9 protein-coding genes are annotated in these 13,823 nt (G+C 72.1%); 7 read left to right on the top strand and 2 right to left on the bottom strand.

Annotated elements, in window-relative coordinates; all coding sequences use genetic code 11:
• Nucleotides 1-49: 49 nt before the first annotated feature.
• The 6 genes from ACZ6RC_RS30195 (at nucleotide 50) to serA (ending at nucleotide 10,087) form a co-directional block, all read left to right on the top strand.
• Nucleotides 50-1,012, top strand: a complete 963-nt coding sequence (locus ACZ6RC_RS30195; protein WP_453618625.1) for a 2-hydroxyacid dehydrogenase — start codon at nucleotides 50-52, stop codon at nucleotides 1,010-1,012.
• Between the two features lie 592 nt (nucleotides 1,013-1,604).
• Nucleotides 1,605-4,511: a putative bifunctional diguanylate cyclase/phosphodiesterase gene (locus ACZ6RC_RS30190; RefSeq protein ID WP_469589275.1), complete on the top strand. Its 2,907-nt coding sequence runs from the start codon at nucleotides 1,605-1,607 to the stop codon at nucleotides 4,509-4,511.
• A gap of 206 nt (nucleotides 4,512-4,717) precedes the next feature.
• Nucleotides 4,718-6,574: an acetolactate synthase large subunit gene (locus tag ACZ6RC_RS30185; RefSeq protein ID WP_391138983.1), complete on the top strand. Its 1,857-nt coding sequence runs from the start codon at nucleotides 4,718-4,720 to the stop codon at nucleotides 6,572-6,574.
• Between the two features lie 32 nt (nucleotides 6,575-6,606).
• Nucleotides 6,607-7,131, top strand: coding sequence for an acetolactate synthase small subunit (gene ilvN, locus ACZ6RC_RS30180; protein WP_391138981.1), 525 nt, complete (start codon nucleotides 6,607-6,609; stop codon nucleotides 7,129-7,131).
• 128 nt (nucleotides 7,132-7,259) lie between these two features.
• Entirely contained in the window at nucleotides 7,260-8,261 is a 1,002-nt protein-coding gene (ilvC, locus tag ACZ6RC_RS30175; RefSeq protein WP_391138979.1) for a ketol-acid reductoisomerase, read from the top strand.
• Nucleotides 8,262-8,497: 236 nt separating this feature from the next.
• Nucleotides 8,498-10,087 carry a phosphoglycerate dehydrogenase gene (serA, locus tag ACZ6RC_RS30170; protein ID WP_391138977.1) on the top strand — a complete coding sequence of 530 codons (1,590 nt, stop codon included), beginning with the start codon at nucleotides 8,498-8,500 and terminating at the stop codon, nucleotides 10,085-10,087.
• A 111-nt stretch (nucleotides 10,088-10,198) separates the two neighbouring features.
• On the opposite strand, the gene ACZ6RC_RS30165 is transcribed toward serA, so the two are convergent.
• Both ACZ6RC_RS30165 and ACZ6RC_RS30160 read right to left on the bottom strand, forming a co-directional pair.
• Nucleotides 10,199-11,377: a DUF1266 domain-containing protein gene (locus ACZ6RC_RS30165; RefSeq protein ID WP_469589146.1), complete on the bottom strand. Its 1,179-nt coding sequence runs from the start codon at nucleotides 11,375-11,377 to the stop codon at nucleotides 10,199-10,201.
• Between the two features lie 215 nt (nucleotides 11,378-11,592).
• Entirely contained in the window at nucleotides 11,593-12,705 is a 1,113-nt protein-coding gene (locus ACZ6RC_RS30160) for a PucR family transcriptional regulator (RefSeq protein ID WP_469589143.1), read from the bottom strand.
• Nucleotides 12,706-12,887: 182 nt separating this feature from the next.
• On the opposite strand from ACZ6RC_RS30160, the gene ACZ6RC_RS30155 reads away from it, so the two are divergent.
• Complete coding sequence (locus ACZ6RC_RS30155; protein ID WP_453618621.1) at nucleotides 12,888-13,814, top strand: proline dehydrogenase family protein; 927 nt, start codon at nucleotides 12,888-12,890, stop codon at nucleotides 13,812-13,814.
• Nucleotides 13,815-13,823: the final 9 nt, after the last annotated feature.

Below are 13,823 nucleotides of genomic sequence, written 5' to 3'. Positions count from 1 at the left end.
CCCCAAACTAACCAATGGGCCTCCGGATTCTTCGCATAGCCTCCCGGTCATGACACTCGACGACACGACCCCTGACGTGTGGCTTCCGATTCCCGCGGCGGAGATCGACGGACTTCCCGTACCGGGCGCGTCCGGGCCGAACTACCGCTTCTGGGACGGCGGACCCGATTTCCCGGCCGACCCGGCCCGCTGCGCCTTCTACGTGGTGCCGTACATGAAGGGCTCCGAGATCGCCGTCCGGCCGCTCGCCCGGATGACCTCGCTGCGCGCCGTGCAGACCCTCTCCGCCGGAACCGACCACGTGACCCCCGGACTCGGCTCCCTCCCGCCGGGCGTCGAACTGTGCAACGCCAAGGGCGTGCACGAGGCCAGCACCGCCGAGCTCACCCTCGCCCTGATCCTCGCCTCGCTGCGCGGCATCCCCGGCTTCGTCCGCGGCCAGGACGCCGAGGAGTGGCGGGCCGGCTTCTACCCCGCGCTCGCGGACAAGTCCGTGCTCATCGTGGGGTACGGGTCGATCGGCGCCGCCATCGAGGACCGGCTCGCGCCGTTCGAGTGCGCGCGGGTGGTGCGCGTCGCGCGCTCCGCACGTGCCACGGAGCGCGGGCCCGTGCATCCGCTGTCCGAACTCGCCTCCCTGCTGCCGCAGGCGGACGTGGTGGTGCTCTCCACCCCGCTCACCCCGGAGACCCGGCACCTCGCCGACGCGGCCTTTCTCGGCCGGATGAAGGACGGCGCCCTGCTGGTGAACGTCGCCCGCGGGCCGGTGGTGGACACCGCCGCGCTGCTCAAGGAGACCGAGAGCGGCCGGATCACCGCGGCGCTCGATGTCACCGACCCCGAACCGCTGCCGGCCGGACACCCGTTGTGGCACGCTCCCGGTGTTCTCGTGAGTCCGCACGTCGGGGGCTCCACGTCGGCGTTCCTGCCGCGCGCCAAGCGGCTGATCGCCGCCCAGCTGACCCGGTTCGCGGCGGGGGAGCGGCTGGCGAACGTGGTCCTCACGACCTGAGCCGACGCGGTCGCGGCGGCCCGGGCGCGCCGGTTGGGCCCGGCGCCGGTGGTCGTGGTGCCATGGAGCCGGTGGGGACCGGGTCGTGCCGGCCCGGCCGGCGGGCCCCGCGGAGGCGGCGCTTCCAGGGCGCTGCCCCGGCGCACCGACGGCGCGTGCGCGGTGCGCTCCGGCCATACTCTCCCCAGTCACGGAGAGTACTGCACCCCTGTCCCTGCGTGACCATCCTGGTGTATCGTCCCGATGTGGGGGACCGCGTCGAGTACGGGCAGACGCTGGGAGCGACGTGACGGGACATGAGATTCCGAGGGGGGCGACGGGTGAAGTACGGCCGATGGACCGACGATCCGACGCGGCGGGACCGCCGTCGACGACCCTCGCGCGCGACGCGGGACCACCCGCCGAGCCGGACGCCCGCCCGCGCCGGGTGCGGGACGCCACGGCCCTCCCGGCCCAGGCCGGCCGGCGCCCCGCCGAGGCGGACGACCGCCGACGTGGCGCTCCGCCGCCCGGGGGAGCCGGCGCCCCCACCGCCGCCCGGGACCCCCGGCCGCGGGAGCACGCCCGCCCCGACGAGGCGCCGGGAGCACCGATGACCACCCCCGGCGCCCTCATCGAGCGCGACCACTCCCGGGGAGCGGACCACGCCCCGGCCTCCGGCTCCGCGCCCCCCAGCGGTCGCGCCCGGCCCGTGTGGCGCCGCCCCGCCCCGCCCCGGCCCGGCTCCCTCGGACTCCTCACCCAGGTCCTCCTCGGCCTGGTCTGCGCGGGGTACGCCACCGGCGCGGCCCTCGGCTGGGGATCGGAGCGCCTCGCCCTCGTCATGGGGGACTTCGGGCTCAGCGCCGCGGCCCTCGCCGCCGGGGTCTCCTGCCTCCTCTACGCCCGCGTCCACAAGAGCCGCTTCCGCCCCGCCTGGCTCCTCTTCGCCTTCTCCTCCGTCATGGCCGCCGCCGGAAACGCCGTCTGGGGGTGGTACGAGGTCGTGCTCGACCGTGAGGTGCCCAGTCCCTCCGTCGCCGACCTCTTCTTCCTGCTCTTCGCCCCGCCCGCCATCGTGGGCCTGCTCGTCCTCGCCAAGAAGCCCGTCACCCGGGCCGGCTGGGTCTGCCTCGCCCTCGACGCCTGGCTCATCGGCGGCTCCCTGCTGACCCTCTCGTGGAGCCTGGCCCTCGCGCACACCGCGCACTTCGAAGGCGAGAGCGTCGCCCGGGCCGCGCTCTCCCTGGCCTACCCCCTGCTCGACATCGTGCTCGTCAGCATGGTCCTCGTCCTGCACTTCCGGCGGGCCCACGTGAACCGCTCGGCGACCAACACCGCCATCGCCGCCCTCGCCCTCACGGTCCTGTGCGACGCCCTGTTCACGTCCCCGCTGCTGCGCGAGAACTACACCTCGGGACAGCTCCTCGACGCCGGCTGGTTCGCCGGCTCGCTGCTCCTCGCGTACGCCCCCTGGGGGGTGCGCAGGTCGTCCGACCCGGCGGCCGCCCCCGCCGCGGCCCGCGGCCCGCGCCCGCACAGCCGTCCGGTGGCCGGTTCGCTCGCCGCCCTCACGCCCTATCTCGCCGCCGCCGTCTGCACGCTCGGCATCCTGTACAACGTCATCGAGGGACGCAGTGTGGACCGCGTGGTCGTCTTCACCGGCTGCACGGTGGTCCTCGCCCTGGTCGTCCGCCAGGGCATCATGCTCCTCGACAACATCGCCCTCACCCACGAGCTGGCCCAGAAGGAGAACCACTTCCGGTCCCTGGTGCAGGGCTCCAGCGACGTCATCATGATCGCCGCGCCCAACGGCATACTCCGCTATGTGAGCCCCGCCGCCTCCGGGGTCTACGGCCGCGAGGCCGAGGAGCTGATCGGCTCCGAGCTCGCCTCCCTCATCCACCCGGACGACCTCGGCGCCGTCGTCCACGAGGTGCGCCGGTTCCTGGCCGCCTCGCCGGCCCAGGAGCCCACCGCCCGCATCGAGTGCCGCTTCCGCTCCGGCCGGGGCGACTGGCTCAACGTCGAGTCGACCGTCAACCGCCACCAGGGCGGTCTGATCTTCAACAGCCGGGACGTCACCGAACGGGTCCGCCTCCAGGCCCAGCTCCAGCACAACGCCGAACACGACCCGCTCACCGACCTGCCCAACCGCGCCCTGTTCACCCGGCGGGTCAAGGGCGCCCTCGGCGGCCGCCGCTCCTCCGACCCCGGCACCGCCGTCCTCTTCATCGACCTCGACGGCTTCAAGGGCGTCAACGACCGGCTGGGCCACCAGGCCGGCGACGAGCTGCTCGTCCAGGCCGCCCGGCGCCTCCAGGACTCCGTGCGGGCCGGGGACACCGCCGCCCGCCTCGGCGGCGACGAGTTCGCCGCCCTGATCCTCGGCGACGGCGGACGGGACCGCGCGGCCCGCGAGACCCAGGTCCAGGAGATCGCCGACCGGCTGCGCCTCACGCTCTCCCAGCCGTACCGCCTGGAGGGGGGCGACGACGTGCGGGTCGCCGCCTCCATCGGCGTCGCCTTCGCCGAGCCGGGCATCAGCGCCGGGGACCTGCTGCGCAACGCCGACCTCGCGATGTACCGCGCCAAGGCCGGCGGCAAGGATCGCGTCGAGCTGTACGCCCCCCAGATGCAGGCCGAGGTCGTCCGCAGGACCGAACTGGCCACCCGGCTGCGCACCGCCCTCCACGACGGCGAATTCGCCCTCCTGCACCAGCCGGTCGTCGACCTCGCCACCGGCCGGATCGCCGCCGTCGCCGCCCAGGCCCGCTGGCGCTCCGCGCAGGGCATCCTCTTCACCCCCGCCGAGTTCCTGAGGGCCCCCGACGACAGCGACCGCACCGCCGACCTCGGCCGCTGGCTCCTGGAGGAGGCCGTCGAGCAGGCCGCCGAACGGGCCAGAATCGGACACCGCACACCGGTCTCCATCCGGCTCTCCGCCCGCGGACTGCTCGACCGCTCCCTGCCCCTCGGCTCCGTCGAGGCGCTGCTCACCCGCCACGGCCTGCCGTCCGGCTCCCTGATGATCGAACTCTCCGAGAGCGACCCCCGCGTCCTCGTCGACGACCTCGAACAGCGCCTCGTCGCCCTGCGCCGGCTCGGCGTGCGGATCGCCCTGGACGGCTTCGGCAGCGGCCACGCCGCCTTCCACGCCCTGCGCCGCCTCCCCGTCGACATCCTGAAGCTGGACAGGGGCCTGGTCGAAGGCGTGGTCGAGTCCGCCCGCCTCCGCAAGATCACCAGAGGACTGCTCCGCATCGCGGGCGACCTCGGCCTCCAGTCCGTCGCCGACGGCGTGGACGTACCCGAGCAGGTGATCGCCCTGCGCTCCATGGGCTGTACGCACGGCCAGGGGACGGCCTTCTCCGGCCCGCTCGACGAGTACCGGCTGCGCCGCGCGCTCGTACGGGACGGTTATCCGGTCCCCGGTCGCACGGCCGGGGCGGTCCCCGTACCGGCCGGAAACCATCCCCCGATCGGCTCACATGTTGAGACGCCTGTCCCACCCACTTGACACTGACAGTGCGTCGGGGGGAGGGTCAGTGCCATGCGCACCCGAATTCTCGTACTTGGAAAGCGCGTCGGCTGAAGCGGGGCCACGAAACGGCCCGGCTTGAACGCTACCGACGCGCTCCCCTCGCTTGCCTCCCGGCACGAGGGGTTTTTTGTTGCACCGGCTCCCCCCAAACCCTCGCAAAAACCCTCTGCTTCGAGAAGAGAATGCTGATGACCGAGCAGGCCTCCGGGCACCATCCGCAGCCGCGGGCCCGTAACGGCGGACAGGCCGCCACCACCGTCGAGCACGTCACGGGTGCGCAGTCCCTCATCCGTTCTCTCGAGGAAGTGGGAGCCGACACCGTCTTCGGGATTCCGGGCGGCGCCATCCTCCCCGCGTACGACCCGATGATGGACTCCAAGCGGGTCCGCCACATCCTGGTCCGCCACGAGCAGGGCGCGGGCCACGCCGCGACCGGCTACGCCCAGGCCACCGGCCGTGTCGGCGTCTGCATGGCGACCTCGGGCCCCGGCGCCACCAACCTGGTCACCCCGATCGCCGACGCCCACATGGACTCCGTCCCGCTCGTCGCGATCACCGGGCAGGTCGCCTCCAAGGCCATCGGGACGGATGCCTTCCAGGAGGCGGACATCTGCGGCATCACGATGCCGATCACCAAGCACAACTTCCTGGTCACCAAGGCCGAGGACATCCCGCGGACGATCGCCGAGGCGTTCCACATCGCCGCCACCGGCCGCCCGGGCCCGGTCCTGGTCGACATCGCCAAGGACGCCCTCCAGGCCAAGACGGTCTTCAGCTGGCCGCCGCAGACGGACCTGCCCGGCTACCGTCCGGTGACCAAGCCCCACGCCAAGCAGATCCGCGAGGCCGCCAAGCTGATCACGGCCGCCAAGCGCCCCGTCCTGTACGTCGGCGGCGGTGTCCTGAAGGCCGGCGCCACCGCCGAGCTGAAGGTCCTCGCCGAGCTCACCGGCGCCCCCGTCACCACCACCCTGATGGCGCTGGGCGCGTTCCCCGACAGCCACCCGCTGCACGTGGGAATGCCGGGCATGCACGGTGCGGTCACCGCCGTCACCGCGCTGCAGAAGGCCGACCTGATCGTCGCCCTCGGAGCCCGCTTCGACGACCGCGTCACCGGCAAGCTGGACAGCTTCGCCCCCTTCGCCAAGGTCGTCCACGCCGACATCGACCCGGCCGAGATCGGCAAGAACCGCACCGCCGACGTCCCGATCGTCGGGGACGCCCGCGAGGTCATCGCCGACCTGGTCCAGGCCGTCCAGGCCGAGCACAGCGAGGGCAACCAGGGCGACTACACCGCCTGGTGGACCGACCTCAACCGCTGGCGCGAGACCTACCCGCTCGGCTACACCCTGCCCGAGGACGGCAGCCTCTCGCCGCAGCAGGTCATCCAGCGCATCGGCCAGCTCGCCCCCGCCGACACCATCTACGCCGCGGGCGTCGGCCAGCACCAGATGTGGGCCGCCCACTTCATCGACTACGAGAAGCCGGCCACCTGGCTGAACTCCGGCGGCGCCGGAACGATGGGGTACGCCGTCCCGGCCGCCATGGGCGCCAAGGCCGGCATGCCGGACCGCCCGGTCTGGGCGATCGACGGCGACGGCTGTTTCCAGATGACGAACCAGGAGCTCGTCACCTGCGCGCTCAACAACATCCCGATCAAGGTCGCCATCATCAACAACGGCGCCCTCGGGATGGTCCGCCAGTGGCAGACCCTCTTCTACAACCAGCGCTACTCCAACACGGTGCTGCACTCCGGCCCGGACGCCACCGGCCTGGAGCCCTCCAAGGGCACCCGCATCCCGGACTTCGTGAAGCTGTCCGAGGCCATGGGCTGCGTCGCGCTGCGCTGCGAGGACCCGGCCGACCTGGACAAGGTCATCGCCGAGGCCAACGCGATCAACGACCGCCCCGTCGTGGTCGACTTCATCGTCCACGAGGACGCCCAGGTCTGGCCGATGGTCGCCGCCGGCACCTCCAACGACGAGGTCATGGCCGCCCGGGGCGTCCGCCCCGACTTCGGCGACAACGAAGACGACTGAGACCGAGAGCCGTAGGAAGAGGAACGACCCACATGACTAGGCACACGCTCTCCGTCCTGGTGGAGAACACCCCCGGCATCCTGGCCCGGATCGCCGCCCTGTTCTCCCGGCGCGGCTTCAACATCGACTCGCTCGCCGTCGGTGTCACCGAACACCCCGACATCTCCCGCATCACCATCGTGGTCAATGTCGAGGACCTGCCGCTGGAGCAGGTGACCAAGCAGCTCAACAAGCTGGTCAACGTCCTGAAGATCGTCGAACTCGAGCCCAGCGCAGCGATCCAGCGCGAGCTCGTCCTGGTGAAGGTCCGCGCCGACAACGAGACCCGCTCCCAGATCGTCGAGATCGTCCAGCTGTTCCGCGCCAAGACCGTGGACGTCTCGCCCGAGGCCGTCACCATCGAGGCCACCGGTTCGAGTGACAAGCTCGACGCGATGCTCAAGATGCTGGAGCAGTTCGGCGTCAAGGAGCTCGTGCAGTCCGGCACGATCGCCATAGGGCGCGGTGCCCGGTCCATCACGGACCGCTCCCTGCGCTCCCTCGACCGCAGCGCCTGACCCCTCCCGCGACCGCCGGGCGGCCGACACCCGTCCGGTCGGCGGTCCGCCTGGCGAGACCCGACAACCTTCCTTCCGCCGACCGCCGTACGGTGGGAAGCAACACCAGCACATCAAGGAGATTCCCAGTGGCCGAGCTGTTCTACGACGACGACGCCGACCTGTCCATCATCCAGGGCCGCAAGGTCGCGGTGATCGGTTACGGCAGCCAGGGCCACGCCCACGCGCTGTCGCTCCGTGACTCCGGTGTCGACGTCCGCGTCGGTCTGCACGAGGGCTCCAAGTCCAAGGCGAAGGCCGAGGAGCAGGGCCTGCGCGTGGTCACGCCCGCCGAGGCGGCCGCCGAAGCCTCCGTCATCATGATCCTCATCCCGGACCCGATCCAGGCCCAGGTCTACGAGGAGTCCATCAAGGGCAACCTGCAGGACGGCGACGCCCTGTTCTTCGCCCACGGCTTCAACGTCCGCTTCGGCTTCATCAAGCCCCCGGCCAACGTCGACGTCGCCCTGGTCGCCCCGAAGGGCCCGGGCCACCTGGTCCGCCGCCAGTACGAGGAGGGCCGCGGCGTCCCCGCGATCGCCGCCGTCGAGCAGGACTCCACCGGCAACGCCTTCGCCCTGGCGCTCTCCTACGCCAAGGCCATCGGCGGCACCCGCGCCGGCGTCATCAAGACGACCTTCACCGAGGAGACCGAGACCGACCTCTTCGGCGAGCAGGCCGTCCTCTGCGGTGGCGCGTCGGCGCTGGTGAAGGCGGGCTTCGAGACCCTGGTCGAGGCCGGCTACCAGCCCGAGATCGCCTACTTCGAGTGCCTCCACGAGCTGAAGCTCATCGTCGACCTCATGTACGAGGGCGGCCTGGAGAAGATGCGCTGGTCGGTCTCCGAGACCGCCGAGTGGGGCGACTACGTCACCGGCCCCCGCATCATCACCGAGGCCACCAAGGCCGAGATGAAGAAGGTGCTCACCGAGATCCAGGACGGCACCTTCGCCAAGAACTGGATGGACGAGTACCACGGCGGTCTGAAGAAGTACGACGAGTACAAGACCCAGGACGAGCAGCACCTCCTGGAGACCACCGGCAAGGAGCTGCGCAAGCTCATGAGCTGGGTGAACGACGAGGAGGCGTAAGCCTCGCGCGCGGGGCCGGACAGGGTGTCCGGCCCCGCGGCGCATCGTTGGACAGCCCGTCCAACCACGGACGGGTGATCCTGCCAACGAGGCGCATGATGTGCGCCGACGCACCACTACACTCTCAACAACATTCGCGTTCAGGCCCACAGCGTCGTGCGCTTTCACGCGGCAAGCCCCCTCCACCGCATGCGGCCGTCGGGACGGCCGTCCGCACTGGATCTGTGAGGACTCACGTGAGCTCGAAACCTGTCGTACTCATCGCTGAAGAGCTGTCGCCCGCCACCGTCGACGCGCTGGGCCCGGACTTCGAGATCCGGCACTGCAACGGCGCCGACCGCGACGAACTGATTCCCGCCATCGCCGACGTGGACGCGATCCTGGTCCGCTCCGCGACCAAGGTCGACGCGGAGGCCATCGCCGCCGCGAAGAAGCTCCGTGTCGTCGCCCGCGCCGGTGTCGGCCTGGACAACGTCGACGTCTCCGCCGCCACCAAGGCCGGCGTGATGGTCGTGAACGCGCCGACGTCCAACATCGTCACTGCCGCCGAGCTCGCCTGCGGTCTGCTCGTCGCCACCGCCCGCAACATCCCGCAGGCCAACACCGCCCTGAAGAACGGCGAGTGGAAGCGGTCGAAGTACACCGGCGTCGAGCTGAGCGAGAAGACCCTCGGCGTCGTCGGCCTCGGCCGCATCGGCGTCCTGGTCGCCCAGCGCATGTCCGCGTTCGGTATGAAGATCGTCGCCTACGACCCCTACGTGCAGCCGGCCCGCGCCGCCCAGATGGGGGTGAAGCTGCTGGCCCTGGACGAGCTCCTGGAGGTCGCCGACTTCATCACCGTCCACCTGCCGAAGACCCCCGAGACCCTCGGTCTCATCGGCGACGAGGCGCTGCACAAGGTCAAGCCGTCCGTCCGGATCGTCAACGCCGCCCGCGGCGGCATCGTCGACGAGGCCGCGCTGTTCTCCGCCCTCAAGGAGGGTCGGGTCGCCGGCGCCGGTCTCGACGTGTACGCGAAGGAGCCCTGCACGGACTCCCCGCTCTTCGAGCTCGACCAGGTCGTCTGCACCCCGCACCTCGGCGCGTCCACGGACGAGGCCCAGGAGAAGGCCGGCATCGCGGTCGCCCGCTCGGTGCGCCTCGCGCTCGCCGGCGAGCTGGTGCCGGACGCGGTCAACGTCCAGGGCGGCGTCATCGCCGAGGACGTCAAGCCGGGCCTCCCGCTCGCCGAGCGCCTCGGCCGGATCTTCACCGCGCTGGCCGGCGAGGTCGCGGTCCGCCTCGACGTCGAGGTGTACGGCGAGATCACCCAGCACGACGTCAAGGTGCTCGAACTCTCCGCGCTCAAGGGCGTGTTCGAGGACGTGGTCGACGAGACCGTGTCGTACGTCAACGCCCCGCTGTTCGCGCAGGAGCGCGGTGTCGAGGTCCGCCTGACGACCTCCAGCGAGTCCCCGGACCACCGCAACGTCGTCACCGTGCGCGGCACGCTCTCGGGCGGCGAGGAGGTCTCGGTCTCCGGCACCCTGGCGGGCCCCAAGCACCTCCAGAAGATCGTCGCCGTCGGCGAGTACGACGTGGACCTGGCGCTCGCCGACCACATGGTCGTGCTGCGCTACGAAGACCGCCCCGGCGTCGTCGGCACGGTCGGCCGGATCCTCGGCGAGGCCGGTCTGAACATCGCGGGCATGCAGGTCTCCCGTACGGAGGAGGGCGGCGAGGCGCTCGTCGTGCTCACCGTCGACGACACGGTCCCGGCGAACGTGCTCGCGGAGATCTCGGAGGAGATCGGCGCCAACTCGGCCCGCTCGGTCAACCTGATCTGACCCCCGCCCGATCGCACGCAGGTCCCCGCACCCGGTGCGCCGGACGATCGTCCCGCACGATCCGTCCGGCCGCCGGGTGCCGTGCTGCCGGGAGCCGCGGGGACGGGCCGCTCAGCGCCAGGAGAGGTTCCGCCAGGGGCTGCCCGCGTGCTCCGTCAGGACCCGGTGGGCGGCCACGCTCTCCCCGTGGAAATGGCCGTACTCCTCGCCGTCGAACCGCAGCACCCGACCCAGCGCGTACCCCGCCGAGTACTCCTGCCACGATCCGTACGCCGCGCGGGCCAGCGCCCCCGCGTGGACGATCGCCTGCTCGGCCTCCGGAGGTGCGCAGAAGCGGGCCGACAGGCCCCAGCGGGTCAGGTTCACCGCCCGGCCGTAGTCGTACGCGACGGTCCTGCGCACCCGCCCGTCCGGCGGCAGCAGTCCGTCGGCCCGGAACCGGGACTCGTAGCGCAGGATGCGGCGCACCAGCTCCTCGATGTGCCGCACCGTCGCCGGGCTCGCGCCGAGGTCCTGGGCGTGCCCCGCGGCCGTCTCGCGCCACTCCTCGGCCGAGGGCACGGCGCCGCTCCCCTCGCGCAGCCCCTCGCGGACGCGGAGGGCGAAGTCCGGCTCCGGCGGACTGTTGCGGCCGTCCAGGAGCGCGTCGAGCTGCTTGCGCCAGCCCGCCCTGTCGGTGATGCCCCAGCTGTCGCGGAGCGCTTCGTGTTCGTGGGTGTAGCCCCTGTAGGCGGAGCCGACGTCGTTCCACGGGACGCCGTTGCGGAACGCCAGATGGGCGCCGCACGCGAGGCCGAAGGCGAGCGGGCCGTGCAGGGGCCCGTGCCGCAGCGCGGCGAAGCGGTCGCTCCGCCCCTGCTCCCGCTCGCCGTACGCGCGCAGCCATGCCGCGCGGTGCTCGGGCGTGGCGGGCAGGAGCAGTTGCCCGGGGGTGTCGCCGTTGACGGCCAGGAGCGTCCGGGGGTCGCGCCAGGTGAACTCGGCGGCGTACCGGAGGGTGATGTGGTGGAAGACCCAGTCCGGTTGCCAGGGAGGCAGCATCCCGCGGGTGAGGACCGGCCGGACGAGGAACCCCGCAGGTGTCCGGTGCTCCCGCCAGTAGACCGTCTCCGGCTCGGCGTCCACCTCGGCCCGGGGGGCGCCGACGAACAGCTCGGCCTCGGCGAGGACCCGGATCTGTCCGGCGAGGTCGCCGCGGAGCGCCGCCTCCTGCAGCAGCTGTTCGGTCTCGGACGGCGGGGACCACGGGGCGCCGTGGGGAGCGGGAGGGTGGTGGGGGTTCATGACCATGGGAGGTTCCGGTAGGGGCTCGAAGGGTCCTGGGGCCGGCGCGTGCGGGTGTCCGCCGGCGTGGGTGAGCAGCCGCCGCCGGGCGGGCCCGCCGCCGCGGGTGGCCGCCTCCGGGCCTCGTACGGCGTCCGCTCGGTGTGCGTGGGTGGCGCCCAACTCCCCGTGATCATGGGGTGATCCTATAAATCGGCCCGCAGGGCCGGACCGCCGGAGGCTCAGAGCCGGGCCGACTTCAAGGACATGTGCAGCAGGAGGCGGTCCTCGCCGTCGTCCAGGTCCAGGCCGGTGAGCTGCTCGACCCGGGAGAGCCGGTAGTAGAGGGTCTGGCGGTGGATGCCCAGGGCCGCCGCCGCGCGGCCCGCCTGGCCCGCGCTGTCCAGGAACACCTCGGCGGTGCGGGCCAGTTCGGCGTGGGCGGGGGCGATCAGGGGGGCGACCACGGGATCGATCTCGGGGTGGTAGAGCGCCGCGAGCAGGCGGTACGGGCCGATGCCGGCCCACTCCGCGACCGGGCCGAGCGTCGGCTGCGCCGTGGCGGCGCGGGCCGCGGTGTTGGCCTCCCGCCAGGCCGCCGGGAGCTCCGTGAGGCCCCGGCGGGGGTTCGCGATGCCGGCCGGGGCGGCGGCGCGCAGCCGGTCGGCGGCCGTGTGGGCGGGGGAGAGGTCCTCGGCCGTGCGCAGTCGTACGAGGACGGCGAGGGACGCGCCCTCGGGGAGCGTCGCGACCGCCGCCGCGCCGGGGACCGCCCGGATCGACGGGACCTCGCCCTGCCAGGGGGTCACGCAGACGACGGTGTGCAGACCGTCCGCGCTCGGCCCCAGGGCCACCCGGAGCGCCGCGACGGCCATCTCGCTCTGCCAGCCGCGCCCGGCGGTCAGGACCGCGGCGAACTCGCGCGCCAGGTCGGCGCCCGCCCGCTCCTCGTCCGCGAGGAGGCCCCCGATCCGGGTGGCGACCTCCATGGCCGCCGCGAGCTGCCCGGGCGTGGGGTGCGGCTCGGCGTCGAGCAGCCAGACGTACCCGAGGACGACGCCCCGGTGCCGTACGGGAAGGCAGATCCGGTCCCGGAAGACCCCGGCGTCCGGGGCGGCGGGGATGCGGACCGGAGCCGTCGCCCGGGTGATGCCGAAGCCCTCGAACCAGGCGCGGACCGCCGGGGTGGACTTCCGGGTCAGGATCGAGCGCGTCCGGACGGGGTCCATCGCCTCGTCGTCCTCGCTGTCGTGGGCGCCGAAGGCGATCAGCCCGAAATCGCGGTTCTCCAGCGTCGCCGGAGCCCCGAGCAGCGCGGAGATCTCGTCCACCAGTTCCTGGTAATCGCCCTTCACAGCGCCATTCTCGCACCCGCTTCAGACATCTGTATGAGATGCCGTCCACAGATGCGTGACAGGTGTCGATGGCAGAGGATCGGAGCGATCCTTAGGTTTCACGGTGGTTCTCCGTGCTCTTCCCGGTTCCTTGCGAAAGATCGGGTAGGCACCTTTCGTCACCTGTCCTTCTGGAGGTCCCCGTGCTGGGTCCCGTGATCCTCGCCGCGTCCCGCAGCGACAAGATGCGCCGTTTCGTCTCGGCCGCCCCGGGGACCAAGCAGGTCGTCGACCGGTTCATCGCCGGGGAGACCGTCGACCACGTCATCCCGATCGTCCAGGACCTCACCGGCCGCGGCCTGGAGGTCACCCTCGACGTCGTCGGCGAGGACATCACCACCGTCGAGCAGTCCCACGCCGCGCGCGACGCGTACCTGCAGCTGATCGGCCGCCTCAAGGAGCTGGGCCTCGGCGAGCGCGCCGAGATGTCCGTGAAGCTCTCGATGTTCGGCCAGGCGCTGGAGAACGGGCACGAGCTGGCGCTGGCCAACGTCCGCCCGGTCGTCGAGGCCGCCGCCGAGATCGGCACCACGGTCACCCTGGACGCCGAGGACCACACCACCCTCGACTCGATGTTCGCCATCCACGAGGAGCTGCGGAAGGACTTCCCGCAGACCGGCTGCGTCATCCAGGCGTACCTCTTCCGCACCGAGGAGGACGCCCGCCGCCTCGCCGCGAACGGCTCCCGCGTCCGGATCGTGAAGGGCGCCTACAAGGAGCCCGCCTCCGTCGCCCTCCAGGAGAAGGCCGAGATCGACAAGGCGTACGTCCGGATCATGCGGATCCTCATGGACGGCGAGGGCTACCCGATGATCGGATCCCACGACCCGCGCCTGATCTCCGTCGGCCAGGAGCTCGCCCGCCGCGCCGGGCGCAAACTGGACGAGTACGAGTTCCAGATGCTCTACGGCATCCGCGGCGAGGAGCAGAACCGGCTCGCCGCCGAGGGACACCGGATGCGCGTCTACACCGCGTACGGCACCGACTGGTACGGCTACTTCATGCGCCGCCTCGCGGAGAAGCCGGCCAACCTCCTCTTCTTCGCCCGCTCCATCCTCACCAAGGGCTGAGCCCACCTC

The organism is Streptomyces sp. NPDC048353, from assembly GCF_055587165.1.
The sequence above is the reverse complement of the archived record's forward strand: the minus strand, read 5'-3'. Positions and strand labels throughout refer to the sequence as shown.

Coding starts and splice junctions, on each gene's coding strand:
- ACZ6RC_RS30190 (WP_469589275.1), top strand. CDS start 1,605: ATGACCACCCCCGGCGCCCTCATCGAGCGCGACCACTCCCGGGGAGCG.
- ACZ6RC_RS30165 (WP_469589146.1), bottom strand. CDS start 11,377: ATGGTCATGAACCCCCACCACCCTCCCGCTCCCCACGGCGCCCCGTGG.
- ACZ6RC_RS30195 (WP_453618625.1), top strand. CDS start 50: ATGACACTCGACGACACGACCCCTGACGTGTGGCTTCCGATTCCCGCG.
- ilvN (WP_391138981.1), top strand. CDS start 6,607: ATGACTAGGCACACGCTCTCCGTCCTGGTGGAGAACACCCCCGGCATC.
- ACZ6RC_RS30185 (WP_391138983.1), top strand. CDS start 4,718: ATGCTGATGACCGAGCAGGCCTCCGGGCACCATCCGCAGCCGCGGGCC.